This window comes from Pseudomonas sp. HN2, from assembly GCF_020736465.1.
GTDB lineage: Bacteria > Pseudomonadota > Gammaproteobacteria > Pseudomonadales > Pseudomonadaceae > Aquipseudomonas > Aquipseudomonas moraviensis_A.
Genome location: NZ_CP085885.1, coordinates 1416264 through 1442438 on the forward strand (window position 1 = coordinate 1416264; position 26175 = coordinate 1442438).

22 protein-coding genes are annotated in these 26175 nt (G+C 60.4%); 15 read left to right on the forward strand and 7 right to left on the reverse strand.

Annotated elements, in window-relative coordinates:
• Positions 1–174 precede the first annotated feature (174 nt).
• Positions 175–1302 (reverse strand): branched-chain amino acid ABC transporter substrate-binding protein, encoded by a 1128-nt coding sequence (locus LIS66_RS06200; RefSeq protein WP_227973813.1) that lies wholly within the window; start codon positions 1300–1302, stop codon positions 175–177.
• Positions 1303–1654: 352 nt separating this feature from the next.
• Here LIS66_RS06200 and LIS66_RS06205 point away from each other — a divergent pair, with 352 nt between their 5' ends.
• Positions 1655–1960 carry a DUF2288 domain-containing protein gene (locus LIS66_RS06205; protein ID WP_227973814.1) on the forward strand — a complete coding sequence of 102 codons (306 nt, stop codon included), beginning with the start codon at positions 1655–1657 and terminating at the stop codon, positions 1958–1960.
• 284 nt (positions 1961–2244) lie between these two features.
• Here the strand turns inward: LIS66_RS06205 and LIS66_RS06210 are convergent, their stop codons facing one another.
• Positions 2245–4443, reverse strand: a complete 2199-nt coding sequence (locus LIS66_RS06210) for a hypothetical protein (RefSeq protein ID WP_227973815.1) — start codon at positions 4441–4443, stop codon at positions 2245–2247.
• Positions 4444–4639: 196 nt separating this feature from the next.
• Here LIS66_RS06210 and LIS66_RS06215 point away from each other — a divergent pair, with 196 nt between their 5' ends.
• Positions 4640–5536, forward strand: a complete 897-nt coding sequence (locus tag LIS66_RS06215) for an NAD(P)-dependent oxidoreductase (RefSeq protein ID WP_227973816.1) — start codon at positions 4640–4642, stop codon at positions 5534–5536.
• Here the strand turns inward: LIS66_RS06215 and LIS66_RS06220 are convergent.
• Positions 5427–7709, reverse strand: a complete 2283-nt coding sequence (locus LIS66_RS06220) for a putative bifunctional diguanylate cyclase/phosphodiesterase (RefSeq protein WP_227973817.1) — start codon at positions 7707–7709, stop codon at positions 5427–5429. The genes LIS66_RS06215 and LIS66_RS06220 overlap by 110 nt on opposite strands.
• A gap of 151 nt (positions 7710–7860) precedes the next feature.
• Complete coding sequence (locus LIS66_RS06225) at positions 7861–8229, reverse strand: YkgJ family cysteine cluster protein (protein WP_042608197.1); 369 nt, start codon at positions 8227–8229, stop codon at positions 7861–7863.
• Positions 8230–8530: 301 nt separating this feature from the next.
• Between LIS66_RS06225 and LIS66_RS06230 the strand changes: the two genes are divergently transcribed.
• Complete coding sequence (locus LIS66_RS06230; RefSeq protein ID WP_042608196.1) at positions 8531–9880, forward strand: spinster family MFS transporter; 1350 nt, start codon at positions 8531–8533, stop codon at positions 9878–9880.
• Between the two features lie 154 nt (positions 9881–10034).
• Here the strand turns inward: LIS66_RS06230 and rapA are convergent, their stop codons facing one another.
• The gene (rapA, locus tag LIS66_RS06235) at positions 10035–12881 is read right to left on the reverse strand and encodes an RNA polymerase-associated protein RapA (RefSeq protein WP_042608195.1); all 2847 of its coding nucleotides are present in this window, start codon (positions 12879–12881) and stop codon (positions 10035–10037) included.
• A 252-nt stretch (positions 12882–13133) separates the two neighbouring features.
• On the opposite strand from rapA, the gene LIS66_RS06240 reads away from it, so the two are divergent.
• The 3 genes from LIS66_RS06240 to ccoM all read left to right on the forward strand — a co-directional run bounded on the left by LIS66_RS06240 (position 13134) and on the right by ccoM (position 13990).
• Entirely contained in the window at positions 13134–13475 is a 342-nt protein-coding gene (locus LIS66_RS06240) for a hypothetical protein (RefSeq protein ID WP_024011931.1), read from the forward strand.
• A gap of 32 nt (positions 13476–13507) precedes the next feature.
• Positions 13508–13732: a hypothetical protein gene (locus LIS66_RS06245; RefSeq protein ID WP_042608194.1), complete on the forward strand. Its 225-nt coding sequence runs from the start codon at positions 13508–13510 to the stop codon at positions 13730–13732.
• Positions 13733–13876: 144 nt separating this feature from the next.
• A complete protein-coding gene (gene ccoM, locus LIS66_RS27795; protein ID WP_016771346.1) occupies positions 13877–13990 on the forward strand; it encodes a cytochrome c oxidase subunit CcoM in 114 nt (37 codons plus the stop codon).
• 1104 nt (positions 13991–15094) lie between these two features.
• On the opposite strand, the gene LIS66_RS06250 is transcribed toward ccoM, so the two are convergent.
• Positions 15095–16570, reverse strand: a complete 1476-nt coding sequence (locus LIS66_RS06250; RefSeq protein WP_042608193.1) for an inorganic phosphate transporter — start codon at positions 16568–16570, stop codon at positions 15095–15097.
• Between the two features lie 59 nt (positions 16571–16629).
• Here LIS66_RS06250 and LIS66_RS06255 point away from each other — a divergent pair, with 59 nt between their 5' ends.
• Positions 16630–16791 carry a hypothetical protein gene (locus LIS66_RS06255; protein WP_161806088.1) on the forward strand — a complete coding sequence of 54 codons (162 nt, stop codon included), beginning with the start codon at positions 16630–16632 and terminating at the stop codon, positions 16789–16791.
• Between the two features lie 150 nt (positions 16792–16941).
• Here the strand turns inward: LIS66_RS06255 and LIS66_RS06260 are convergent, their stop codons facing one another.
• The gene (locus tag LIS66_RS06260) at positions 16942–17142 is read right to left on the reverse strand and encodes a hypothetical protein (RefSeq protein ID WP_008080067.1); all 201 of its coding nucleotides are present in this window, start codon (positions 17140–17142) and stop codon (positions 16942–16944) included.
• Between the two features lie 631 nt (positions 17143–17773).
• On the opposite strand from LIS66_RS06260, the gene pcaR reads away from it, so the two are divergent.
• From pcaR to LIS66_RS06300, 8 genes are all read left to right on the forward strand, one after another.
• The gene (gene pcaR / locus LIS66_RS06265) at positions 17774–18616 is read left to right on the forward strand and encodes a pca regulon transcriptional regulator PcaR (protein WP_016771343.1); all 843 of its coding nucleotides are present in this window, start codon (positions 17774–17776) and stop codon (positions 18614–18616) included.
• Positions 18617–18911: 295 nt separating this feature from the next.
• Positions 18912–20258, forward strand: coding sequence for an MFS transporter (locus LIS66_RS06270; protein WP_227973818.1), 1347 nt, complete (start codon positions 18912–18914; stop codon positions 20256–20258).
• 265 nt (positions 20259–20523) lie between these two features.
• A complete protein-coding gene (locus LIS66_RS06275; RefSeq protein ID WP_024011937.1) occupies positions 20524–21381 on the forward strand; it encodes a CoA transferase subunit A in 858 nt (285 codons plus the stop codon).
• Positions 21381–22160: a CoA-transferase subunit beta gene (locus LIS66_RS06280; RefSeq protein WP_123418040.1), complete on the forward strand. Its 780-nt coding sequence runs from the start codon at positions 21381–21383 to the stop codon at positions 22158–22160. The genes LIS66_RS06275 and LIS66_RS06280 overlap by 1 nt, the downstream gene beginning before the upstream one ends.
• Positions 22157–23362 carry a 3-oxoadipyl-CoA thiolase gene (gene pcaF, locus LIS66_RS06285; protein WP_227973819.1) on the forward strand — a complete coding sequence of 402 codons (1206 nt, stop codon included), beginning with the start codon at positions 22157–22159 and terminating at the stop codon, positions 23360–23362. Before LIS66_RS06280 ends, pcaF begins: the two co-directional genes overlap by 4 nt.
• 36 nt (positions 23363–23398) lie before the next feature.
• The gene (pcaH, locus tag LIS66_RS06290) at positions 23399–24103 is read left to right on the forward strand and encodes a protocatechuate 3,4-dioxygenase subunit beta (RefSeq protein ID WP_042608189.1); all 705 of its coding nucleotides are present in this window, start codon (positions 23399–23401) and stop codon (positions 24101–24103) included.
• A gap of 1 nt (position 24104) precedes the next feature.
• A complete protein-coding gene (pcaG, locus tag LIS66_RS06295) occupies positions 24105–24671 on the forward strand; it encodes a protocatechuate 3,4-dioxygenase subunit alpha (protein ID WP_042608188.1) in 567 nt (188 codons plus the stop codon).
• Positions 24672–24865: 194 nt separating this feature from the next.
• The gene (locus LIS66_RS06300) at positions 24866–26161 is read left to right on the forward strand and encodes an MFS family transporter (protein ID WP_227973820.1); all 1296 of its coding nucleotides are present in this window, start codon (positions 24866–24868) and stop codon (positions 26159–26161) included.
• Positions 26162–26175 lie beyond the last annotated feature (14 nt).

Sequence of the window (26175 nt, forward strand, 5' to 3'; positions counted from 1 at the left end):
GGCCCCGTGGATCTCTATCCACTTCGAATCCGGGTTTTGCCAGCGAACCGCTGATGACGGTTTTGAGATTTTCAGGTGGGCAGACTGGCGGATCACGCCAGCGCGGCCCTTACATTCGCAAAACAAAGCCCACGGCACGCCGTGGGCTTTATTGGCAGTCAGTCGGGCAAGGCCTTACTGAGGCGAAACTTCGGTTTTTGGTTTGCCGTTGTGCCACTCGTACACGACAAATTTGAAGTCCTTCAGGTCGCCCTTGTCGTCGAAGCTCAGGTCGCCGGTCGGGGTCTTGAACGAACCGGCGTGGATGGCTTCAGCGACTTTGGCCGCGTCTTCGGACTTGGCCGCCTTGATGCCTTCGGCAATCACGGTCACCGCCGAGTAGGACGGGAACACGAACGGACCGCTCGGATCTTCCTTCTTGGCTTTGAAGGCGTCAGCCAGAGCAACGTTGGCCGGATCCTGGTCGAAGGACTTCGGCAGGGTCACCAGCAGGCCTTCGGAGGCGTCCTTGGCGATCTGGGTGATCGAGTCGTTACCCACGCCTTCCGGACCCATGAACTTGGCTTTCAGGCCTTTTTCCTGAGCCTGACGCAGAATCAGACCCAGCTCCGGGTGATAGCCGCCGTAGTAGACGAAGTCGACATTGGCTTGCTTGAGCTTGGCGATGATTGCCGAGAAGTCCTTGTCACCAGCGTTGACGCCTTCGAAGACGGCAACCTTGGTGCCTTTCTTCTCGAGGGTCGATTTCACGGCGGTGGCAATGCCTTCACCGTACTGCTGTTTGTCATGCAGCACGCCAACCACTTTCGGTTTCACGTGATCGGCGATGTAGTTGCCGGCGGCAGGACCCTGGGCGCTGTCGAGACCGATGGTACGGAAGATCATTTTGTAGCCACGGGCGGTGATGTCCGGGCTGGTGGCAGCCGGGGTGATCATGATCACGCCTTCGTCTTCGTAGATGTCCGAAGCGGGCTGGGTGGAGCTGGAGCACAGGTGACCGACCACGAACTTGACGCCATCGTTGACGACCTTGTTCGCTACCGCTACCGCTTGTTTCGGGTCGCAGGCATCGTCGTATTCAACGGCTTGCAGTTGCTTGCCGTCGACGCCACCCTTGGCGTTGATTTGCTCGATGGCCATTTTTGCGCCACTGAACTGCATGTCGCCGTACTGGGCTACTGGACCGGTTTTAGGACCGGCGATACCGATTTTGATGGTGTCAGCTGCGAACGAATGGCTGGCAACCCCGGCCAGAACCATAGCGGCAAACAGTTTGGAAATCTGCTTAGTAGCCTTAGTCATAGTGCTCCACTCTTACTGTTGTAATTTTTTTGAGTTCTGGCGCCGTAGCAGCAGAACCGGGTCAGATATCTTTGCGATACCCTCCGGAAATGCCCCCGGCAACTGTACCGGTACAGTGTAGAGCGCCGGTTGTCAGCCTGGGAAGCGGGCGCCGAGGGGCAAAACTTGGGGGTGTCGCATTTTTGAATGAAAAAGACAGAATTGCGGCGGGGCGTTCGTGGGCATATATCCCAATCGGCAGCATTCCTTGGCGTTCCTGCTCTTTTCGTTCGGTGCAGCCATTTGCAACCGGGTTTTTCTGACGGACCACCGACGTTATCATTCGCGTCGATTTCTTTTCCGGACAGCTCCCATGAATCAAGAACCTAGCACCCTCTATGCCAAGCTGCTTGGTGAAACGGCATCAATTACCTGGAAAGAGCTGGAGCCGTTCTTCGCCAAGGGTGCCCTATTGTGGGTCGACCCCGACCTTGATTTGATCGCTGCCGCTGAGGCCGTAGCATCGGACGAGGGCGAGAAAGTCGCGGCCTGGCTGGCCGAGGACAAGGTCGCCAAGCTGTCTGAAACGCGGGCGCTGGATATTTTCGAGCGTGATCCGCAACTGTGGGCCGTGGTGGTTTCGCCGTGGATTCTGATCCAGGAAAGGGCGGCGATTTGATTGGTTGCACCGTTTTAGTGCTTCCATCGCCGCGCCCCAAGTGTGTAGCGGAGTAGCGTGATGGCACCTTGCCGTGGAGAAATGCCACGCCTCACGGTGACGTAAACGTAACGGGAACAGTTTATTGAGCGGCCGGACGGTCGCTTAATTGTTTCTGGATGTTGGTTAAGCAAAAATTTTCGGTGTTTGTAGGGCCTCATCGCGAGCAGGCTCACTCCTACAGGGGAACGCATTCCGAAATGTAGGAGTGAGCCTGCTCGCGATTGAGACGACCCGGTCTTTGATCAGACCGAGTAAGTCTTCCCGGTATGGTTATTCAGCGAAATCACCTTGGTCTTGCCAATCCGGTGGCGGTAGATTTCGCGCAAATACTTGATCGACTTCTTCACGCAATCACGCGACAGGCGGATGTCATTGATCGAGACAAACTTGTCTTTGTCGTTGATCAGCTCGCGATACTTTTTCTCGTACATCGGTTTGATCGCGTACCAATTGGTGTCGAGGATCTTCGCCGGGTTTTCGAATTCATTGAGCAGGTCGTCGATACGCGCTTCGTCGAAATCTTCCTGAATGATGAAGTCGAGAATCGAGTTGTCCAGCGTCTCGTCGAAACGGTACGGGTTCTTCGCGAAACAGCGCTTGATGAACGCCACGATCAAGGTCAGGAAATCGTCCGACAGGCATGGGCTCTTGGCGATCAGCGTGGTCAGCGACAGGTTGGCCGAAGCGCCGATCACCAGCGCGTAGCGCTTGAGCGTGGTGTTGGGGAACAGGCTGTTGAGGTGGGTCTTCAACCGGTTCAGGTCCATGTACGACAGCTTGTAGTCTTTCGGCAGCGAGACGATCGAGACCACCGACGAGCAGTTCTTGAAGAAGTGCAGATCGTGCAGCGCTGCCGCGTCGTAACCGGAGTTCTTGTACTGCTCCAGCGAAGCACGATAACGCTTGGACTCGATCGGCAACAGACTGATGCCTTCGATCGCCTGAGTGACCTTGTTGAAGTGCGGCAGGTCGATCGAGCGGAAGAACAGGTCGTCGATGTTCAGGCGCTGCGGCTCTTTATCGAAGACCTTGAACTTGTCGCTGCTCGGCGGCGGCGTTTCCGGGACCACCGATTCGGCGTAGGCAATCGCCACCGGGCCGGCCAGACTCATGAACAGGTCATTGGCATCCAGGCGGATGGTTTCGCCGATGTCGATGCCGGCGCGGCGGAAGTAGTTCTGGTCGTAGTCCGTGGTGACTGCCTGCGCCGTCAGAATGTTGAAGATCTGCTGCGAGATGTACTGGTTGGCGTGCTTCTCCATGGCATTGACATCAATGTTCTGGATATTGCCGTCATCGCTTTCTTCGGCGTATCGCATGATGTCGTTGGAGATCAGCATCATCGCGTTCCACGGGCGGATACGCCCCATGACGCTGGCTTCGCTGCTGTCCTCGTTGGCGAAGTTGTAGGAGAAATCCCATTCCTCCGACAGGTATTTGCACAACAGGCGCCCGGCGTTGATGTGCAGGGCTTCGGACATTTCGCTGCGGTGATCGGAAATGTTCGGCAGCACGCAAATGCCGCTGGTGAAGATCGGTTCGAACACAAACGAATGGCCGCTCTTGCCGTCGTGCTCATCCATCGGCTTGGTGTCGAAGGTCTTGTTCATGTACGAGTGCTGCTGCGCCAGACCGAACTCCGAGGCCATGCCGGAACCGGTACCGCCGCCGGCACTGAAGATCGAGAAATACAGGCGCGACTGGTTGGCCTTGATCCCGCAGCTGTCGATCAGGTACGAGTGGATCATTTTCCAGTCCGGGCTGGAGAAGCGCTGGGTGTCCTTGTTGAGGATGATCTTCGCCAGGTACTGGCCGAGGATCGGCGCGTTACCGGCGCCACCGGCGTGGACTTCGGACAAGTCCATGATCTTCATTTTGCTGTAGTCGCGCAGGAAGCCGCTTTTTTCGCCCTTGCGCGAGAAACGGATGCGCCCGGCGATGTCCTTGTCGAGATCGCCAAGCATCACCAGCGGTTCGACCAGGAATACCGGTTTGGTCGATTTGCTGGTGCCGATGCGCAGGTTGTTCTTGATCCACTGCGCCGGGCTGTAGCCCTTGTCGGCCAGACGCCGGTCAGCCGGGCGGTCTTCGTTGTTGAATTCGTTGAGGTAGAACTTGCGCGCGTTGTACACCAGCTCCGCCACGTCGAGGGCGATGTTGGAGCCGCAGCGACCGAGGCCGATCAGGCACACCGAGGGGAATTCCTGGTCGTTGTGCTGTTCGTTGTCGCCTTCCTGATGCGGCGGGCGCGGGAATACCGAATCGCGCAGGCCGTCGAGGTTATCGAGGATGCGGTCGGTGTTGGTTTCGGTGAAGTACAGATATTGCTGGGTCGACAGCGGGCGTGAAGGCTGCGCGGGTCGGGACAGTGACGCGCTGTTCGCGGCGGGGCTCAGGGTCAGATCGGCTGTTGCACTGGCGGGATTGTTTTTGGAGGTCATGGTGCGCCATTTACCTGGACTGGGTTGGCTCGCCGCACAGTGCCGGCGAACCTCACGGAATTAGATCTCGCGTCTTGTGTGCGCGAATACGGCCCGGGCGTCGTGGTGCTGGCTGCTTTGGTCGCCGGGCGGAATCCTTTCCTGATCGTTGATGAATCGGCCATGATTCGGTGATCTTTAATGGAAAAGAGGCAAAATGATGTCAACGCTACCTTCGTTGGGGTTTGCCGGAATCGGCCTGATGGGCCTGCCGATGTGCCAGCGTTTGCTGGCGGCGGGTTATCCGCTGACCGTGTGGAACCGCAACCCGGACAAGTGCGCACCGCTGGTTGCGGTCGGCGCCCGGCAAGTGACGAGCCCCGCCGAACTGTGTGCGCACGCTGACATCGTCATGCTGTGTCTGGCCGATACTGCCGTGGTGCGTGACGTGGTGTTTGGCGCTGGCGGTATCGCCGAAGGTGCGAAAAACGGCCAGCTGTTGGTGGATTTCTCCAGCCTTGAACCGACCGCGACTCGCGAGATGGCCGCAGCGCTGGCCGAGAAAACCGCCATGGCCTGGCTCGATTCACCGGTGTCCGGCGGCGTGGCGGGGGCCGAGGCCGGCAGTCTGGCGATCATGGTCGGCGGTGCGGCGGCGGATCTCGAACGGGTACGCCCGGTGCTACTCAACCTCGGTCAGCGCGTCACGCACATGGGCGGCATCGGCGCCGGGCAGGTGACCAAGGCGTGCAACCAGATGATCGTCGCCTGCAATGCGCTGGTGATCGCCGAAGTGGTGGCGTTGGCCGAGCAGGCCGGGGTCGATGCCCGTCTGATCGCCGAAGCGCTGGCCGGTGGTTTCGCCGATTCGAAGCCGTTGCAGATCCTCGCCCCGCAAATGGCCGAGAGCCGTTTCGAGCCGATCAAATGGCACGTGCGCACGCTGCTCAAGGATCTCGACACGGCGGTGAAATTTTCCCGCGAACAGGGTTCGGCCACGCCAATCAGCGGATTGGCCGCACAATTGATGCGCCTGCATGGGGCGCAAGGCTTTTTAGCGCAGGATCCAGCGACACTGGTGCAAATGTATCGCGGGCCAGACTCAGAGGATTGACCCCGAGTACGGGTTTGCGCTGGTTGATTTCATCGAGCACCGCGCGCAGCTCGTCCAGCGGCACCGGGCGGCTGAGCAGATAGCCCTGAATGAAATCGCAGCCCGAACGCTCGAGAAACTCATATTGCTCCAGGCTTTCGACGCCTTCTGTGACCACTTGCAGATGCAGGGTGTGCGCCATGACGATGATCGCCTGGACGATCTCCATGTCCGCCGTGGCGGTGGGAATATCGAGGATGAACGAGCGATCGATCTTCAGGGTATTCAGCGGCAGGCGCTTGAGGTAGGCCAGCGATGAGTAGCCGGTGCCGAAATCATCGATCGACAGCGACACGCCGAGGGCACGGATCTGTCGCAGCAGTACCAGGGTGTTGGCGATATTGCCCATCAAAGCGTTTTCGGTAACCTCCAGTTCAAGGCGTTCCGGCGCTACCCCGGCGGTGTGCAACGCGTGTTCGATCTCCTCGGCCAGCTCTTCCCGCGCCAGATTCAACGGCGAGCAGTTCCAGGCGATTTTCAATTCTGCACAACCATGCCGCGACAGTTCGCCAAGATCCTTGCAGGCGCGGCGCAGCACCCAGTTGTCCAGTTCGGCGATCAAACCGTTGTTCTCGGCGATACCGATAAAGCGATCGGGCGTGAGCAAGCCGTGAAGCGGATGCTGCCAGCGGATCAGTGCTTCGAGCTTGGTCACGCGCCCGGTTTTCAATTCGAAGATCGGCTGGTAGTAAAGCATCAGCGCGTTGTCTTCCCGTAGCGCGCCGCGCAGTTCTTCTTCCAGTTGCAGCTCACAACTGGCGCGGGTCTTCAGGCTGGAATTGAAGAAATGCAAGCCATTGCGCCCGGCGCCCTTGGATTGGTACAGCGCCAGGTCGGCGTGCTTGAGCAGCTCTTCGCAGGTGGTGCCGTCTTCTGGAAACAGGCTGATGCCGATGCTGGTGGTCATCACCATGCGCCGCCCCGCCAGTTCGATCGGCTCTTTCATCTTGTGCATGATGCGCTGCGCCATGCCGCGTGCCTCTTCGCGGTCGCGCAGGCTGATGAGGATGCAGAATTCGTCGCCGCCGAACCGCGCGACCACATCTTCGTGGCTGCGCACCGAGCTCTTGATGTGTTGGGCGATGACTTTGAGCAGCGCATCCCCAGCATCATGGCCGAGGCTGTCGTTGATGCGCTTGAAATGGTCGATGTCGAGAAACATCACCGCGAGCATGCCACCCTCGCTGGTCTTCTGGCTGAGCTTCTCGGCGAACATCTGGTTGAAGCCACGGCGGTTGATCAGGTTGGTCAGCGCGTCGTAATTGGCCGCTTGCTGCAGGGACATGCGCGCCTGATCGAGCTGGCTGAGCAGGGCGTTGACCCGGCGCAGATCGTTGTCCTTGTTTTGCAGTTTCTTGTCGGCGAGCGCGGCGCTGATCGCACTGCCGAGGATCAACAGGATGATCAGCGCCACGGTCAGGCCCAGTTGCAGATGCCCGGTTTCGGCGCCGCTCGCTGCCAGAGCGCCTTCGGGAAGCACCAGATCCAGGGCAGCCATGCCGGTGAAGTGCATGCTGATGATGCCGGCACCGAGGATCAGCGCCGCGCTGTACTTGAGCAATTGGTGCGCGACCCCGCTGCCTTCGCTCAGATAACGCGCCACCCACAGCGCGGCGAAACTCGCGCCGATAGCAATCAGCACCGACAGCGCGAACAGTCCTGGCTGATAGTAGGCGGTGGCGCTCGACTTCATCGCTGCCATGCCGACGTAATGCATCCCCGCGATGCCCAAGCCGATGACAAACGCAGTTTTGAGACAATGCAATGCGCTTGGCTGGACCTCGCTCAGGGTGTGCATGGCCAGCCATGAGGCGAGCAGGGCGATCAGCAAAGAGAAAAGGGTGATGCCGAGGTCGTACTGAATGTCGATCGGTGTCTGGAAAGCCAGCATGCCAATGAAGTGCATGGCCCAGATGCCGCCGGCCAGGCAGGTCGCGCCGATCCAGCGCCAGATCCGCCGCGATCCCGGATCTTCGGCATGCACGACGCGCTCAGCCATGTCGAGGGTGGCGAAGCTCGCCGCGCAGGCGACCAGATAGGCCACCAGCACCAGCAAGGGATTGTGACTGCAATCGAGGAGTATCTGCCCGCTCGCCGGCAGCTCGGCAACAAACTGCAAACCAAGCCACTCCATAGCGTGCCCCGTCTCGGATTCATCTGGCCCATGCGTCAATCCAACGCAGGCGAATGCAAGGAGTATAGAGGCGGTTTCCAAGCTGCAAGGCGTAGTGGCACATTGGTGGTAACGATTTTGCCATTAGCCTCATAGCGATTCGCGCTAAGGCTCAGGCAATGCGCTCCAGCGGCAGGTCGTTCCAGTGTGGCGGCAAGGGTGGCAAGCCGTGGGCGGCGCGGGCCTTGTCGCAGTCGGGGTTGTGCTCGCCGTTCTCCCATGACGCCTCGAACTCGCGGCAGGTGCTCGAGCGTTTGTCATAGATCGTGCAGGCCACAGCGCTGCCGACCTCGCCCGCCAGAGACGTGCAACGCGCCGGCTTGCGGTCGGTGCCGATCATCGCCACTCGGCTCGGGGTGATCTGTGCGACCAGTTCATCGGGCACCGTCCCGCCAGCGGATGAGCACTCACCCCAGAAAAAAGACACGCGAAAATGGGAACAGCAGGCACCGCAATTCAGACACGGACTGGCTTCGGACATGGGCGGGGGTATCAAAGGGATTGATCGGAAGATCCGGACGGATCCGGCGGCCATTCTAGGCGTTGCCATGGCGTTGGGAAGGGGGGCGCGAAACTATTTTTTTGTCGCCGGATTTTGCCGGAAAAGCCCCGTATGGCGGGGGATTCCAGACTTATCAAGGGCTTACGTTTCGTTACAGTGCGATGGGCCGATATCAGGCTGACGAATGATGACAGACAGCCCCCGCGCGGCTGACTAGATTGCAGGTTCCGGGCTCGACGCGCTGGCAGTGAAGCCCTCATAACAATAAAGAGACGGACCCATGCAGAACTCGACCCAAGCGGCGAATGCCTGGCGCATTCTGTTCCTGCTGTTCCTCGCCAACCTGTTCAATTTCTTCGACCGCACCATCCCGGCGATCATCATCGAACCGATCCGCATGGAATGGCACCTCAGCGACTTTCAGCTGGGCATCATCGGCACCGCGTTCACCGTGGTTTATGCGATCGCCGGCCTGCCGCTGGGGCGCATGGCCGACACCGGTTCGCGCAGCAAACTGATGGGCTGGGGCCTGGCGACGTGGAGCGCGCTGACCGCCGTCAACGGTCTGGTCGGCAGTTTCTGGAGCTTCCTGATCGTGCGCATGGGCATCGGCATCGGTGAGGCCAGTTACGCACCAGCGGCGAACTCGCTGATCGGTGACCTGTTTCCCGCACACCGTCGGGCACGGGCGATGGGCATCTTCATGCTTGGCCTGCCGCTGGGGCTGCTGCTGGCGTTCTTCACCATCGGCGCGATGGTCAAGGCTTTCGACAGCTGGCGCGCGCCGTTCTTCATTGCCGCCGTACCGGGGCTGATCCTCGCGGTTTTCATGTTCTTCATCAAGGAGCCGAAACGCGGTGCGGCTGAAACCGTGCAGGTCTCGCAAGAGAGGGTCGACAAGCCGATCCGTCGCGTCCTCGCCGTGCCGACTTTCCTGTGGCTGGTGATGGCCGGGCTGTGCTTCAACTTCGCCACCTATGCCTGCAACTCGTTTCTGGTGCCGATGCTGCAGCGCTATTTCCTCATGCCGTTGCAGGAGGCGGCGGTGGCCACCGGATTTATCGTCGGCGTCACCGGGCTGGTCGGGCTGACCCTCGGCGGCTGGATCGCCGACAAGATTCATCAGCGGTTCGCCAGTGGGCGCCTGCTGTTTGCGGCGTTCAGTCTGATTATCTCGACCTTGTGCACGGCGTGGGCGCTGCATGCCGGACGCGTCGAGATCGGCGTGTTCGTTGCGGTGTTCAGCGTCGGCTGGCTGTTCGCCTACAACTTCTACACCTGCGTGTACACGGCGATTCAGGACGTGGTCGAACCGCGCCTGCGGGCGACGGCGATGGCGTTGTTCTTTGCCGGTCTGTATTTGCTGGGGGGCGGGTTAGGGCCGGTAGTCGTCGGTGGGCTGTCGGATCACTTCGCACACACGGCGATGCTGTCGGCGGGCGCTGAGCAGATGACCGAAGCGTTCAAGGCAGTCGGCCTGCATGACGCGATGTACCTGATTCCGGTGGCGCTGTTTTTGACCATGGTCTTTCTGTTTCTGGCATCGCGCTGTTTCGTGCGGGATGCGCAGCGGATGAAGGACGGGTTGGTGGCGGTGGTTGAGCCAGAAATTTCTGCGGCGACTGCTTAAGATCAAAAGATCGCAGCCTTCGGCAGCTCCTACAGGAGGAACGCATTCTCCCTGTAGGAGCTGCCGAAGGCTGCGATCTTTTGCTTTTTGCTTCTGAAATAAAAAAGGCCCGCATCACTGCGGGCCTCTTTGGTTTCAGCGGTGGAGCAGGCGGTTAGCCCGCCACCAGCACCCGAATCGCTTCCAGGCGCAACGCCGCTTTGTCCAGCATCGCCAGACCCTGTTCACGCTGAGTGCGCAAGGCTTCCAGTTCGCTGTCGCGCACGGTCGGGTTGACCGCTTGCAACGCGGTCAGGCGCGCCAGTTCTTCGTCGGTGTCGGCGGCCAGACGGCGGCGCGCTTCGGCCACACGTTCGGCGTGACGCGGGGCGATCTTTTCTTCGCCGGCGTTGATCCGAGGTGTCAGCTGATCGCGCTGGGCCTGGATGAACTTGTTGGCGCTGGCGCGCGGCACGCTTTCCAGCTGGTCGTTGAGGGTTTCGAAGGAGACCCGTGGCGACAGGTCATTGCCGTTGGCGTCGAGCAGGCAGCGCAGTGCCGCCGGTGGCAGGTAGCGCCCCAGTTGCAGCGAACGCGGTGCGACCACTTCGCTGACGTAGAGCAATTCCAGCAACACGGTGCCCGGTTTCAGCGCCTTGTTCTTGATCAGCGCGACCGCGGTGTTACCCATCGAGCCGGACAGCACCAAGTCCATGCCGCCCTGCACCATCGGGTGTTCCCAGGTGATGAACTGCATGTCCTCGCGCGACAGCGCCTGGTTGCGGTCGTAGGTGATGGTCACGCCTTCGTCGTCGCCCAGCGGGAAACTGGCGTCGAGCATCTTCTCGCTCGGCTTGAGGATCAGGGCGTTTTCCGAATGGTCTTCGCTGTCGATGCCGAACGCGTCGAACAGGGTTTCCATGTAGATCGGCAGGGCGAACTGGTCGTCCTGCTCGAGGATCGCCTCGACCAGCGCTTCACCTTCGCCAGCGCCGCCGGAATTGAGTTCCAGCAGACGGTCGCGGCCGGTGTGCAGCTCGGCTTCGAGACGTTCACGCTCGGCACGCGCTTCGTCGATCAGCGCTTGCCACTCGCCGTCGTCCGCTTCTTCGAGCAGCGGCAGCAGGCGCGGGCCGAACTGATGCTGCAAGGCGTTGCCGGTCGGGCAGGTATTGAGGAACGCGTTGAGCGCTTCGTGGTACCACTGGAACAGGCGCTGTTGCGGACTGGTTTCCAGGTACGGCACGTGCAGTTCGATGATGTGCTTCTGGCCGATCCGGTCGAGACGACCGATGCGCTGCTCGAGCAGGTCCGGGTGCGACGGCAGATCGAACAGCACCAGATGGTGAGCGAACTGGAAGTTGCGACCTTCACTGCCGATTTCCGAGCAGATCAGCACTTGTGCGCCGAACTCTTCGTCTGCGAAGTAGGCGGCGGCGCGGTCGCGCTCAAGGATGTTCATGCCTTCGTGGAACACCGTGGCCGGGATGCCGGAACGCACGCGCAGGGCGTCTTCCAGATCCATAGCGGTTTCGGCGTGGGCGCAGATCACCAGCACTTTGGTGCGCTTGAGCATTTTCAGCTGATCGATCAGCCACTCGACGCGCGGATCGAATTTCCACCAGCGCTCTTCTTCACTGGCGTCCGGCTGTGCCTGGAAGCTGACTTCCGGATACAGCTCGGCGTGTTCGCCCAGTGGCAGTTCGAGGTATTCGGCCGGGCACGGCAGCGGGTACGGATGCAGTTTGCGCTCCGGGAAACCCTGCACCGCGGCACGAGTGTTGCGGAACAGCACGCGGCCGGTGCCATGGCGATCAAGCAGTTCACGGACCAGGCGCGCACTGGCTTCTGTGTCGCCATCGTTGACCGCGGTCAGCAGCGCTTCGCCTTCGTTGCCGAGGAAACCGTGAATGGTTTTGTGCGCTTCGGCCGAGAGACGGCCCTTGTCGAGCAGTTCCTGCACGGCTTCGGCCACCGGGCGATAGTTCTCGCTCTCGGCGCGGAACGCGGCCAGGTCGTGGAAACGGTTCGGGTCGAGCAGGCGCAGACGGGCGAAGTGACTGTCCTGACCGAGTTGTTCCGGGGTCGCGGTGAGCAGCAGCACGCCGGGAATCACTTCGGCCAGTTGTTCGACCAGCGAATATTCCGCGCTGGCCTTGTCTTCGTGCCACACGAGGTGATGCGCTTCGTCGACGACCATCAGATCCCAACCGGCGGCGAACAAGGCGTCCTGCGCCTTCTCGTCATCGACCAGCCATTCCAGCGCAACCAGCGCCAGTTGCGTGTCTTCGAACGGGTTGGTGGCATCGCTCTCGATGAAGCGCTCTTCGTCGAACAGCGCGACCTGCAGGTTGAAACGGCGGCGCATCTCCACCAGCCACTGATGCTGGAGGTTTTCCGGGACCAGGATCAGCACGCGATTGGCGCGGCCCGAGAGCAACTGGCGGTGGATGACCAGACCGGCCTCGATGGTTTTACCCAGGCCCACTTCGTCCGCCAGCAGTACACGTGGGGCGATACGGTCGGCGACTTCACGGGCGATGTGCAACTGGTGCGCGATCGGCTGCGCCCGCACGCCGCCCAGGCCCCACAGCGAGGACTGCAACTGGCGGCTGGTGTGTTCAAGAGTGTTGTAGCGCAGGGAGAACCACGGCAGCGGATCGATCTGCCCGGCGAACAGACGGTCGCTGGCCAGGCGGAACTGAATGAAGTTCGACAGCTGGGTCTCCGGCAGAGTGACGACTTCGTTCTGCCCGTTGAGGCCGTGATAGACCATCAGCCCGTCGACGTCGTCGACCTGCTGCACAGTCATCTTCCAGCCTTCGAAGTGGGTGATGGAGTCGCCGGGCGAGAACCGCACACGGGTCAGGGGCGCATTCCGTAGCGCGTACTGGCGGGTCTCGCCAGTGGCCGGGTAAAGCACGGTCAACAAGCGGCCGTCCTGTGCCAGAACGGTGCCTAAACCAAGCTCTGCTTCGCTGTCACTGATCCAGCGTTGCCCCGGTTGATACTGCTGCGCCATGCTGCCTGACTCCCACCTTGAAAAAGCGGGCTATCTTAACGGAATGACGGCTTCAGGGCCAAAGATTACTGGCGTAGGAGCTGCCGAAGGCTGCGATCTTTTGATCTTTGGGAACACTTGGGTTTTGCGTTGTCCCATGAAAGATCGCAGCCTGCGGCAGCTCCTACGGGTGCGAGGTGCATCACACAATTACGACAGGCGGCTCAAGGCGCCTGCACCCCAGCCGATAGCCTGCAGACAGGAGACCTTTATATGTTGCCACCGATGCTCCCCTTGAGCGCTGTGCCGATCACTTCCCAGCAGGATCCGATCCGCCAGCGGCCGGACATTCCGCCGGTGGTGCCGGTGCAGGAAAGCTCCAACGAAAGCACGATCGATCTGCAGAAGCGTGATCCGGAAGAGGATCGGCTGCTGGCGCGCGAAGAACAACGTCGCCAACAGGAACGTGATCGTCGGCGCCGCGAGGCGGATGAAGATCCTGAAGAGCATCTGGCGGTGCCGGGCACTGAGCTGAATGCTGACAATACCGTGCCAGTGGTGCCGCTGATTGACGATCAGCCGCGTCAGGGACTGTGGGTCGACATCGAGATTTGAGCTGTCACTGGTCAGCGCCAGCGCCACGCGGCATGATTGGCGCAATCCTGCCGGTGATCGGCAGCTGTGATCTCTTTTGCGATGTGCCGAACGCCATGAGCCAAGACGACAAACTGATCGACCTCAACACCGAACGCGCCAAGCGTGTGCATGACCTCAACGAAAAGCGCCTGAACGAAGTGCGCAACGCCTTCGAGCAGGCGATGCCGTTGGGAAAAACCAAGAAAAAGTCGAAGAACAAACCGAAAAAGCGTTGATCTCCCGCCGCATCAATTGATGCAGGTCAGTTATTTCCCCTCCTTTGATTCCCTTCCTTGCGGATATTGATCCTGGTCAATGTGCGCGCCTGTGTGTTTGCTAATTTGAACCCATCGCAGCAAAGCAGGGCCAGGAGGCCAGTCATGTTTTTCGATAACGTGGTGTTTGCCGGGGTTCTGACGGTGGGGCTCATGGTGCTGTTTTTTGCAGGGTTTGGATTTTTTATCTGGAAGGATGCGCATAAGCGGCGCAAGTGAGTTCTTCTGGATTTGATGGGCACGCAAGGCATTTTGGGGCGACTTCGGTTGCCCCTTTTTTTTGGGGCCGTGGCGGCCTTTGGGCCGACCAGGCTGTTGGGGTTTTGGGGGTATATCCGTTTCTGCGGGGGTTGCGGCTGGCGGTTTCGCCCTTACGGCGAGGCACTTTTTCCAGACGCCGAAAAAGTACCCAAAAAGGCTTGCTCCTGCGTTCGGCCCTCGCAGGCTCGGGTTCCTTCGCTGCGGGATCGATCCGGGCGCAGCGGCTCCGGTTTGCTTCGCTGCACCTCCTTCCGCTGTGTCTGGCTGCGCCAGACGGTCGCTGCGCTCCCACGCCCGGATCAATCCCTCCGCTCAGCCTTCCGAAGTCGCCCGTGGATCAAGATCAAGAGCACTCGAGCTAACGCTCATTGTTGAGTGGTTAGAAGCGTCGCATGGCTTGGGATTTTCGGTGGATTCGCCCCTCACTCCAGCCCTCTCCCGAGGGAGAGGGAGCCAATTTGCGGGTTTTTCAGAATCTGCATTCGACTCGGTATCTTACGTCAGCGTATTTCGCCTAAACACCTCGGTCAGTCCCCTCTCCCTCCGGGAGAGGGCTAGGGTGAGGGGCTTTTGATCTTGTGCGTATTTGCATTCGACTCGATATCCCAGGCCGGCGTGCTTCGCCCAATCACCCCGTTCAGTCCCCTCTCCCTCCGGGAGAGGGTTAGGGTGAGGGGCTCTTGATCTGGCTTTTGCTTTGCTTCGGCTCTTGATCTTTTGCCCCTTCGGCAGGCTTCGTTACGGGATTGATCCGGGGGTGGGAGCGCAGCGACCGTACGACGCAGTCGTACACAGCGAGTGTAGGTGCAGCGGAGCAAACCGGAGCCGCTGCGCCCGGATCGATCCCGTAACGAAGATACCCCGAGCCCCAGCGAGCGGGCCGTACGCCGGGGCAAAGCCTTTTGCTTACTTTTCGGCGTCTGGAAAAGTGAGTCGCTGTAAGAGCGAAACCGCCAGCGGCAGCACCCCCAGAAACGGATATGCCCCCAATCCCAATCCCAATCCCAAAATGAAAAAGGCGCGATTCCAAAGAATCGCGCCTCCTTCACAAGCAGCAATCGATCAACTACCCAAAGCCTTCGAAGCCAACCAGAACAACCCGGCCGACAGCGCCACAGTCGCCGGCAGGGTCAACACCCAGGCCAGCAGAATAGTCTTCACCGTGCCACCCTGCAGGCCGCTTTTATTGGCAACCATGGTCCCGGCGACACCCGAAGACAGCACGTGAGTGGTCGACACCGGCAGGCTGAAAATATTGGCCATGCCGATCAGACTGGCCGTGGTGATCTGCGCCGACATGCCCTGCGAATAGGTCATGCCCTGTTTGCCGATCTTCTCGCCAATGGTCAGTACCACGCGCTTCCAGCCCACCATGGTGCCCAGGCCCAGCGCCAGGGCGACCGCCAGAATCACCCAGAACGGCGCGTATTCGGTGGTGGTGGTCAGGTCCTTGCGCAGCTTGTCGAGGTCAGCCTTTTCACGGGCTTCCAGGCCAGGCAATTTGCCGACTTTCTTCGCCGTGTCGTCCAGGCAGAGCAGGTAGCGACGCACTTCGATGCGGCTTTCCGACGACAGCGAATGGTAGTCCGCTACGCCTTTAAGCGTGTGCAGCAGAGCGGTGATGGTCGGTTCGGTCTGCTGCGGGTTGCAGCGGAATTTCTCCGGCAGGTCGCCTTCCACGCTCTTGCCCAGGGCCAGGAACTCACCCAGCGAATCGGCGTTGCGCTGGTAGAACTGGCTCAGGTGCAGGGTCGCGTCGCGGGTGCGTTCGATCTGGTAGGTGGTGCTGTTCAGATCGAGCACGAACTGCGCCGGCACGATACCGATCAGCACCAGCATGATCAGGCCGATGCCTTTCTGGCCGTCGTTGGAACCGTGCACGAAGCTCACGGCCATGGCCGAGATCACCAGGACCAGACGGTTCCAGAACGGCGGGTGTTTCTTGTCGTCGATCTTGCGGCGCTGTTCCGGCGTCTTGTGCATCTTCGACAGCGGGCGCCACCACTTCAGGCCGATCAGCACCAGCGCGGCGATGAGGAAGCCGGCCATCGGCGAGAACACCAGCGAGGCGCCGATATCGATCGCTTTCTGCCAGTTCACGCCATCGGCCAACGGGATGTCGTTGATCAGCGCGTTGGCCAGGCCGACACCGAGGATCGAGCCGATCAGGGTGTGCGAGCTGGAAGCCGGGATACCGAAGTACCAGGTGCCCAAATTCCAGGCGATTGCCGCGGCGAGCAACGAGAACACCATCGCCAGGCCATGGCCGGTGTTCACATTGATCAGCAGCTCAACCGGCAGCAGATGGACAATGGCATACGCCACACCCACGCCGCCCAGCAGCACGCCGAGGAAATTGAACACACCGGAAAAGAACACCGCCAGGTGCGGCGGCATGGCTTTGGTGTAGATAACAGTGGCTACCGCGTTAGCGGTGTCATGAAATCCATTGATGAACTCGAAGGCGAGGACAAACGTCAGGGCGAGCAAGAGGCTCACAAGCACCCAAGCATCCAGTCCGCTGAATAAATCGATCATGAAGGTTTTCTGACCCGGTCGTAAGGGGGCGCGATTATGCCAGAAAAGACAGGAAATCGATGCCCCGTCTGCTCACTGGTCTCACCCTTGTTCGATTTAATTTGTTGCAGGGCGTGAAAACCAGGCGTCACGAAGGGTTTTTCAACTATTTGATTTTTCTAGGGAAAATTGATTTTCAAGAGTGTTTTTCCGGCGCTTTGGCGCCTCAAACGTTTGTCTGAAATATCTCTGAAACCTGTGGGACGTTCGTTCTTGAGCCACACAATAGCGATGCAGCCGCTGCCCGCGGGTAGCGGGCGCGCGAGGTGTCGTCTTGCCACCGCGCTGATGCTCGGGTGGACGCCGACTCTGGAATGTTCAGCAGCCGTGGCTCATGGCTCTTCGGCTTTGAGTTCCTTCTCGATTTTTTCGATTTCCTGCTTGAACACCTGATCCTGAACGGTAGGGCGCTTGCGCCATGCCTTGCGTTCCGGTTCCGGCTGAGCGGCGTAGGTGGTGACTTCCCCGCCGTAAACTTCCTTGTAACGTTGTTCCTGGCGCTCTAGTTCCGCGCGCAGTTCGTCTTTCGTCACGGTGTTACCTGTATGAGTTGAATTGAATATCCGGTGAAACACACTGCAACGAGTCAATTGAGCGAACCCGTCAGTCATCCACAGCCCGATCAGGCAGGGTGACATTGGAGAGGCGATCAAGACTTCCGTGTTACAGGCGGCTACGGCACCAGATAAAAACTGACGCAGCATCAGTTTCCTGTTTCAGCGAGCGCTGGCGTTGCATGTGTAATGGGCGCCGGGCGCTGGCCGGGGCTGAGACGAAGGGCCTCGTTCAGCAAGTCGCGGGCTTTGGATTAAAGCGCCGCGACTAGGGTGCATTATAGCGGTCGATTCGGGAATGACTATCTTTGCCAAGTTAAAAACGGTTCTGAATGTGTGACGGGTTTGTTGCTGGCAACTTTTGCCCATAGTTGAGTGTAACGACAGCGTTATAGAAACAGGCGTTCTGTTTTTGGCGCCATTAACTAGAACAACCAAGTTGTGAGCAGAATCGATAAAGGCGACTAAGGGCAAGGGAAGGGGGCGCTGCGCTGGATTGCGATTATCGGTCGGCGGTTCGATAATCGCCCAATGTTGGTGCCCCGGTGCTTGTGCATCGCGCGGCGAGCCGTTTGACTAGGCATTGATGCGTGCCGGACAAGGACAAGAAATGAACGATCAAATGCGCAACTCCTTCACGTCGGTGGCGCCGCCCATCGTCGCCTCGCCGGCCAAGCGCATTCAGGCGCTGACCGGTGATCCGGATTTCATGACCTCGCTGGCCCGTGGCCTCGCGGTGGTGCAGGCATTTCAGGAACGCAAGCGTCACCTGACCATTGCACAGATCAGCCATCGCACGGAAATTCCCCGCGCCGCCGTGCGCCGTTGCCTGCACACGCTGATCAAGCTCGGCTACGCCACCACCGACGGCCGTACCTATTCGTTGCTGCCGAAGGTGCTGACCCTCGGCCACGCCTATTTGTCCTCGACGCCGCTCGCCGTTTCCGCCCAGCCCTATCTCGACCGCATGAGCGAGCAACTGCACGAAGCCTGCAACATGGCGACGCTGGAGGGCGATGACATTCTCTACATTGCCCGCTCGGCGACCACGCAGCGGTTGATCTCGGTAGACCTTTCAGTCGGCGGGCGTCTCCCTGCGTATTGCACGTCGATGGGCCGGATTCTGTTGGCAGCGCTGGATGACACGTCGCTGGGCGAATACCTCGACCACGCTGAACTCGTCGCCAAGACCAGCCGCACCATTCACACGCCCGACGCTTTGCTTGAGTGTTTGCAGCAAGTGCGTCAGCAGGGCTGGTGCATTGTCGATCAGGAACTGGAACAGGGCCTGCGCTCGATCGCCGTGCCGGTGTACGACGCCTCCGGGCAAGTGGTCGCGGCGCTGAATGTCAGCACCCACGCCGGCCGGGTCAGTCGCGCCGAGTTGGAGCAGCGCTTTCTGCCGGGCCTGCTCAGCGCCAGTCGCGACCTCAGCGCGCAGTTGTTCGCCTGAGGAAGCTGTTCGATAAACGCACAGTGTTGCGTTTATCGAATTGACGCTAAAACCCTCGGATCATTAATGTCGCGGCAGCGTCATCCGGTGCTGACGTGTATGAGCCCGCCGGACTGTCGACCACGATAATAATGACAAGAGGCAACTCACCATGCGCCCGATCCCCGTCTGTCTGTGTTTCACCCGTTGTTGCCGGGTCCCGCGCAACGCCTGATTACAACCTTCTTTTCTTGTGACCGTGCCGTGCTCTGGCCGGCCGCCGTTCGACTGCGTTTTTTTGCGTGGAATAAAAATAATGAACCAGCCTCAGTCCGCTGTGGGTAACTGCCTCGATGTGCAGACCTTCATCAACGCTCAACCGATCTCGCGCTATCAGCGGCGGGTGGTGATCCTGTGTTTCCTGATCGTATTTCTCGATGGTCTCGACACTGCCGCCATGGGCTTCATCGCCCCGGCGCTGTCGCAGGACTGGGGTATCGATCGCGCCAGCCTCGGCCCGGTGATGAGTGCCGCGCTGATCGGCATGGTCTTCGGTGCCCTCGGCTCCGGCCCTCTGGCTGACCGCTTCGGACGAAAAGTCGTACTCGTTGGCGCGGTGATTCTGTTCGGCGGCTTCAGTCTGGCCTCGGCGTACAGCACCAACGTCGAACAACTGCTGGTGTTGCGCTTCCTGACCGGGCTCGGTCTCGGTGCGGGCATGCCCAACGCCACCACGCTGCTCTCGGAATACACCCCGGAGCGCAAGAAGTCGCTGCTGGTGACGAGCATGTTCTGCGGCTTCAACCTCGGCATGGCCGGCGGTGGTTTCATCTCGGCAAAATTGATCCCGGCGTTCGGCTGGCACGCCTTGCTGATGATCGGCGGGATCCTGCCGCTGATCCTCGCGGTTGTGCTGCTGTTCTGGCTGCCGGAATCGGCGCGTTATCTGGTGGTGCGCAACCGTGGCACCGACAAAGTGCGCAAGACCCTGGCACCGATCGATCCGATCACCGTCGCTCAGGCTTCGAGCTTCAGTGTGCCGGAACAGAAAACCGTCAAGGCGCGCAATGTCTTCGCGGTGATTTTCTCCGGCACTTACAGCACTGGCACGCTGCTGTTGTGGCTGACCTATTTCATGGGCCTGGTGATCGTCTACCTGCTGACCAGTTGGTTGCCGACGCTGATGCGCGACAGCGGCGCGAGCATGGAGCAGGCTGCGTTTATCGGTGCGTTGTTCCAGTTCGGCGGCGTGTTGAGTGCGGTCGCGGTGGGCTGGGCGATGGACCGCTTCAATCCGCACAAGGTCATCGGCATTTTCTACCTGCTGGCCGGAATATTTGCCTACGCGGTAGGGCAGAGCCTGGGCAACATCACCTTGCTGGCGACGCTGGTGCTGGTGGCGGGCATGTGTGTGAACGGCGCGCAATCGGCGATGCCGTCGCTGGCAGCCCGCTTCTACCCGACTCAGGGCCGCGCGACCGGGGTGTCGTGGATGCTCGGCATTGGCCGCTTTGGCGCGATCCTTGGCGCGTGGATGGGCGCGACCTTGCTCGGCCTGGGCTGGAATTTCGAGCAGGTGCTGACCGCACTGGTGATCCCGGCCGGTTTGGCCACGGCGGCGGTGCTGATCAAGGGCATGGTCAGTCACGCCGATGCCACCTGATATTTTCATTTAGAGCGAAAAGATCGCAGCCTTCGGCAGCTCCTACAGGGGAATGCATTTCAAATGTAGGAGCTGCCGAAGGCTGCGATCTTTTGCAGGCGACACGAACCGATAGGGAAGCAACAATCCGTTCGATAAACGAACACTCAGTCGATTATCGGATTGTTTGGCGATTTTCCCAGGCTTAATCTTCAGTGACTCCGGCGCTGAACCTCGCGCCTTTTTATCACTGGCGATTCCTTACAAAAGAACAGGAGCCTGCTCCATGGCTGAGATCCTTTCGCTGCACGACGCGGTGAAGCAATTCGTCAACGACGGCGATACCGTCGCCCTCGAAGGCTTCACTCACCTGATCCCTACGGCAGCGGGTCATGAAATCATTCGTCAGGGCAAGAAAGATCTGACGCTGGTGCGGATGACGCCGGACCTGATCTACGACCAACTGATCGGCGCCGGTTGTGCGCGCAAACTGATTTTCTCCTGGGGCGGCAACCCGGGTGTGGGCTCGCTGCACCGTCTGCGTGACGCGGTCGAGAAGCAATGGCCGCACGCCCTGGAAATCGAAGAGCACAGCCATGCCGACCTCGCCAATGCCTATGTCGCTGGCGCGTCCGGCCTGCCGTTCGCGGTGCTGCGTGCCTACGCCGGTTCCGACCTGCCGAAGGTCAATCCGCTGATCAAAACCGTGACCTGCCCGTTCACCGGCGAAGTGCTGGCGGCAGTGCCATCGGTACGCCCCGACGTCACCGTGATTCATGCACAGAAGGCCGACCGCAAGGGCAATGTTCTGCTCTGGGGCATTCTTGGCGTGCAGAAAGAAGCCGCGCTGGCGGCCAAGCGCTGCATCGTCACCGTGGAAGAAATCGTCGACGACCTCAACGCACCGATGAACGCCTGTGTACTGCCGACCTGGGCCTTGAGCGCGGTCTGCCATGTACCGGGTGGCGCGCATCCGTCCTACGCCCACGGTTACACCGAGCGTGACAATCGTTTCTATCAGGCGTGGGATCCGATCGCCCGTGACCGTGAGACGTTTACCGCGTGGATCAACGAATACATCCATGGCTGCGCTGATTTCAGCGAATTCCAGGCCAAGTTGGCCGCTGCTTCGGAGGCCAAGTAATGACTTACACCACCAATGAAATGATGACCGTCGCTGCGGCCCGGCGCCTGAAGAACGGCTCGGTGTGCTTCGTCGGCATCGGCCTGCCGTCGAAAGCCGCCAACCTTGCGCGTCTCACTTCATCGCCGGACGTGGTGCTGATCTACGAATCCGGCCCGATTGGCGCCAAGCCGAGCGTGCTGCCACTGTCCATCGGTGACGGCGAGCTGGCCGAAACCGCCGACACCGTCGTGCCGACCGGTGAGATTTTTCGCTATTGGCTGCAGGGCGGACGCATCGACGTCGGTTTTCTCGGCGCCGCGCAGGTTGACCGTTTCGGCAACATCAACACCACCGTGGTCGGCGACTACCACGCGCCGAAAGTGCGTCTGCCGGGTGCCGGTGGCGCGCCGGAGATTGCCGGTTCGGCGAAAAGCGTGCTGATCATCCTTAAACAGTCGGCGCGTTCGTTTGTCGACAAACTCGATTTCATCACCTCCGTCGGTCACGGCGAGGGTGGCGATTCGCGCAAACGTCTGGGCCTGCCGGGTGCCGGGCCGGTGGGGATCATCACCGACCTGTGCATCATGGAACCGGAGGAGGGCACTAACGAGTTCGTGGTCACCGCGTTGCATCCGGGCGTGACCCGCGAGCAAGTGGTCGCCGCCACCGGTTGGGCGATCCGTTTTGCCGAATCCGTTGAAACCACTGCTGAGCCGACCGAAGTCGAGCTGACCGCGCTGCGTGATCTTGAAGCGCGCACCGCCGCCGCCCACGGTCAGGCACCGGGAGAAGCATGATGCGTGACGTGTATATCTGCGACGCGATTCGCACCCCCATCGGCCGTTTCGGCGGCGCACTGTCCGCCGTTCGCGCCGATGACCTGGCCGCCGTGCCGATCAAAGCCTTGATGGAGCGCAATCCATCGGTGGACTGGAATGCAGTCGATGAGGTGTTCCTCGGCTGCGCCAACCAGGCCGGCGAAGACAACCGCAACGTTGCACGCATGGCGCTGCTGCTCGCCGGTCTGCCGGACAGCGTGCCCGGCGTGACCCTCAATCGTCTTTGCGCTTCGGGCATGGACGCCATCGGCACTGCGTTTCGTGCGATCGCCAGCGGCGAAATGGAGCTGGCAATTGCCGGCGGCGTCGAGTCGATGTCCCGCGCGCCGTTCGTGATGGGCAAGGCTGATGCGGCGTTCTCGCGCAACATGAAACTGGAAGACACCACCATCGGCTGGCGTTTCATCAACCCGCTGATGAAGGCGCAGTACGGCGTCGATGCCATGCCGCAAACCGCTGACAACGTCGCCGACGACTACAAAGTCTCGCGCGAAGATCAGGACGCCTTTGCCCTGCGCAGCCAGCAACGTACCGCCGCCGCTCAGGCCGCCGGTTACTTCGCTGAAGAAATCGTCGAAGTGCGCATCGCTCATAAAAAGGGCGAAACCGTGGTCAGCCAGGACGAACATCCGCGCGCTGACACCACGATCGAAGCGCTGGCCAGACTGAAACCGGTCAACGGCGCGGACAAAACCGTCACCGCCGGCAATGCCTCTGGCGTTAACGATGGCGCCGCGGCGCTGATACTTGCCTCGGCTGAAGCGGTGAAAAAACACGGCCTGACCGCCCGCGCGAAAGTGCTCGGCATGGCCAGCGCCGGCGTCGCACCGCGGGTGATGGGCATCGGCCCGGTGCCAGCGGTGCGCAAACTGACCGAGCGCCTCGGCGTAGCGGTCAGCGATTTTGACGTGATCGAACTCAATGAGGCGTTTGCCAGCCAAGGCTTGGCGGTGCTGCGTGAGCTGGGTCTGGCGGATGACGCTGCGCAGGTCAACCCGAACGGTGGCGCGATTGCCCTCGGTCACCCATTGGGCATGAGCGGCGCACGACTGGTGCTGACTGCCCTGCATCAGTTGGAAAAGACCGGTGGCAAGAAAGGTCTGGCGACCATGTGCGTCGGTGTTGGCCAGGGTTTGGCCCTGGCCATCGAACGCGTCTGACGCGCTGCGGCACTTACAAGAATTGAGGAAAGCGAAATGACTGACAAGCCTGGTTACCGTCGCCCACAGGCAGGCACTCAGCCTGACTACCTGCACCCGACTTATCAATCCACCAACCTGCGCTCGCCGTCCAAGCCTTTGGTGTATCTGCCCCATTCACTCTCGGAAATCACCGGTCCGACCATCGGCGCCGAGCACGTTGCCGAGAAAGACAACGACCTGACCGCGCAGCACGCCGGCGAGCCGTTGGGCGAGCGCATCATTATTCACGGCCGTGTGCTCGATGAAGACGGGCTGCCGGTGCCGGGGATTCTCGTGGAGATCTGGCAGGCCAACGCCGCCGGTCGCTACAACCACGCCCGCGACCTGCACGACGCGCCGCTGGACCCGAACTTCACCGGCACCGGCCGCACCGTTACCGATGCCGACGGCTGGTACCAGTTCCAGACCATCAAGCCCGGGGCTTACCCGTGGGGCAACCACCACAACGCCTGGCGCCCGGCGCACATCCACTTTTCGCTGTTCGGGCCGAGCATCCTTACGCGTCTGGTCACGCAAATGTACTTCCCCGGCGATCCGTTGCTCGCGTATGACCCGATCTACAACTGCGTGCCGGACACCTCGGCCAAGGAACGCCTGATCGCCAGCTTCGATCTGGAAAAAACCATTCCGTCCTACGCCCTCGGTTACCGTTGGGACATCGTGCTGCGCGGGCGTGAAGCCACGCCGATGGAGAAATAAGATGACCCTCTATGCGACCACGTCCCACACCGTCGGGCCGTATTACCACATCGGCCTGACCTGGCTGAACCGCGAAACCCTGGCCAACGAGCTGACCCTTGGCGAGCGCGTGGCGATCACCGGCCAGGTGGTCGACGGCAATGGCGATGTCGTCAACGACGCCATGCTGGAAGTCTGGCAGGCCAACGCCGTCGGCAAATATGACCACCCGGAAGACCAGCAGGACAAACCGCTCGATCCGAATTTCGAAGGCTTCGGTCGGGTGCCGGTGGACGCCGAAGGGCGCTTCCGTTTCACCACGATCAAACCCGGCACCGTGCCCGGCTTGAAAGGCTCGACCCAGGCGCCGCATCTGGTGGTGCTGGTGTTTGCGCGTGGCTTGGTCAAGCATCTGCTGACCCGTATTTATTTTGAAGGCGAAGCGGCGAACGTTGCTGATCCGTTGCTGGAGTGTGTGCCGGCAGAGCGTCGCGCAACGTTGCTGGCGAAGCAGGATGCGTCCGGTGTTTACCAGTGGAACGTGATTCTGCAGGGCACTGATGCCGAGACGGTGTTCTTCGATTATTGAAAGAACACCATCAATCCCTGTAGGAGTGAGCCTGCTCGCGATGGCGGTGTGTCAGATTTAAATGGTCTGAATGACACACCGCCATCGCGAGCAGGCTCACTCCTACAAGGGAACTGTGTTGCAGATGGAACTGTGGAACGGGACTGTTGCAAAGTATGTCTAGACTGTGACTGTCCCTATCGAGTGAAAAAACAATGACAACGCCCACCTCCCATTACACCGGTGAAGAGCGCAGCAAGCGCATTTTCGCCATTGTCGGCGCTTCGTCCGGCAACCTCGTCGAATGGTTCGACTTCTACGTCTACGCCTTCTGCGCGATCTATTTCGCCCCGGCGTTTTTCCCCTCCGATAACCCTACCGTGCAACTGGTCAACACCGCTGGCGTGTTCGCTGCCGGGTTCCTGATGCGGCCGATTGGTGGCTGGGTTTTCGGCCGCGTTGCTGACAAGCACGGGCGCAAGAATTCGATGCTCATCTCGATCCTGATGATGTGCTTCGGCTCGTTGCTGATCGCCTGCTTGCCAACGTACAAGGACATCGGCGTCTGGGCGCCGGTGCTGTTGTTGTTTGCGCGCTTGCTGCAAGGCCTGTCGGTCGGCGGCGAGTACGGCACCACCGCGACCTACATGAGCGAAGTCGCGCTCAAGGGCCAGCGTGGTTTCTTCGCTTCGTTCCAGTACGTGACGCTGATCGGCGGGCAACTGCTGGCGGTGTCGCTGGTGGTGGTGCTGCAACAGTTCCTCACTGAAGAAGATCTGCGCGCCTACGGCTGGCGCATTCCGTTCGTGGTCGGTGCGGTGGCGGCGCTGATTTCGCTGTTCCTGCGTCGTTCGCTGAAGGAAACCACCAACGAAGAAACCCGTGCACACAAGGATGCCGGGAGCATCACCGCACTGTTCCGCGATCACAAGGCGGCGTTCATCACCGTGCTCGGCTACACCGCTGGCGGCTCGCTGATTTTCTACACCTTCACCACCTACATGCAGAAATACCTGGTGAACACCGCCGGCATGCACGCCAAGACCGCCAGCTACATCATGACCGGCGCGCTGTTCCTGTATATGTGCATGCAGCCGCTGTTCGGCATGCTTGCCGACAAGATCGGCCGGCGCAACTCGATGCTCTGGTTCGGCGCCCTCGGCACGTTGTTCACCGTGCCGATCCTGCTCAGCCTGAAAAGCATCAGCAGTCCGTTCCTCGCCTTCGTGCTGATCACCCTGGCGCTGGCGATCGTCAGTTTCTACACCTCGATCAGCGGTCTGGTGAAAGCCGAGATGTTCCCGCCGGAAGTGCGCGCCCTGGGTGTCGGCCTGGCTTACGCGGTGGCCAATGCAATCTTCGGCGGCTCGGCGGAATTCGTCGCCCTGAGCCTCAAGGCCGGCGGTATGGAAAACGCCTTCTACTGGTACGTCACGGCGATGATGGCGGTGGCCTTCCTGTTCAGTCTGCGGTTGCCCAAGCAGGCGAAGTATTTGCACCACGATCTCTAACCCGAAGTGCGCGG

Coding starts and splice junctions, on each gene's coding strand:
- LIS66_RS06200 (WP_227973813.1), bottom strand. CDS start 1,302: ATGACTAAGGCTACTAAGCAGATTTCCAAACTGTTTGCCGCTATGGTT.
- LIS66_RS06205 (WP_227973814.1), top strand. CDS start 1,655: ATGAATCAAGAACCTAGCACCCTCTATGCCAAGCTGCTTGGTGAAACG.
- LIS66_RS06210 (WP_227973815.1), bottom strand. CDS start 4,443: ATGACCTCCAAAAACAATCCCGCCAGTGCAACAGCCGATCTGACCCTG.
- LIS66_RS06215 (WP_227973816.1), top strand. CDS start 4,640: ATGATGTCAACGCTACCTTCGTTGGGGTTTGCCGGAATCGGCCTGATG.
- LIS66_RS06220 (WP_227973817.1), bottom strand. CDS start 7,709: ATGGAGTGGCTTGGTTTGCAGTTTGTTGCCGAGCTGCCGGCGAGCGGG.
- LIS66_RS06225 (WP_042608197.1), bottom strand. CDS start 8,229: ATGTCCGAAGCCAGTCCGTGTCTGAATTGCGGTGCCTGCTGTTCCCAT.
- LIS66_RS06230 (WP_042608196.1), top strand. CDS start 8,531: ATGCAGAACTCGACCCAAGCGGCGAATGCCTGGCGCATTCTGTTCCTG.
- rapA (WP_042608195.1), bottom strand. CDS start 12,881: ATGGCGCAGCAGTATCAACCGGGGCAACGCTGGATCAGTGACAGCGAA.
- LIS66_RS06240 (WP_024011931.1), top strand. CDS start 13,134: ATGTTGCCACCGATGCTCCCCTTGAGCGCTGTGCCGATCACTTCCCAG.
- LIS66_RS06245 (WP_042608194.1), top strand. CDS start 13,508: ATGATTGGCGCAATCCTGCCGGTGATCGGCAGCTGTGATCTCTTTTGC.
- ccoM (WP_016771346.1), top strand. CDS start 13,877: ATGTTTTTCGATAACGTGGTGTTTGCCGGGGTTCTGACGGTGGGGCTC.
- LIS66_RS06250 (WP_042608193.1), bottom strand. CDS start 16,570: ATGATCGATTTATTCAGCGGACTGGATGCTTGGGTGCTTGTGAGCCTC.
- LIS66_RS06255 (WP_161806088.1), top strand. CDS start 16,630: ATGCCCCGTCTGCTCACTGGTCTCACCCTTGTTCGATTTAATTTGTTG.
- pcaR (WP_016771343.1), top strand. CDS start 17,774: ATGAACGATCAAATGCGCAACTCCTTCACGTCGGTGGCGCCGCCCATC.
- LIS66_RS06270 (WP_227973818.1), top strand. CDS start 18,912: ATGAACCAGCCTCAGTCCGCTGTGGGTAACTGCCTCGATGTGCAGACC.
- LIS66_RS06275 (WP_024011937.1), top strand. CDS start 20,524: ATGGCTGAGATCCTTTCGCTGCACGACGCGGTGAAGCAATTCGTCAAC.
- LIS66_RS06280 (WP_123418040.1), top strand. CDS start 21,381: ATGACTTACACCACCAATGAAATGATGACCGTCGCTGCGGCCCGGCGC.
- pcaF (WP_227973819.1), top strand. CDS start 22,157: ATGATGCGTGACGTGTATATCTGCGACGCGATTCGCACCCCCATCGGC.
- pcaH (WP_042608189.1), top strand. CDS start 23,399: ATGACTGACAAGCCTGGTTACCGTCGCCCACAGGCAGGCACTCAGCCT.
- pcaG (WP_042608188.1), top strand. CDS start 24,105: ATGACCCTCTATGCGACCACGTCCCACACCGTCGGGCCGTATTACCAC.
- LIS66_RS06300 (WP_227973820.1), top strand. CDS start 24,866: ATGACAACGCCCACCTCCCATTACACCGGTGAAGAGCGCAGCAAGCGC.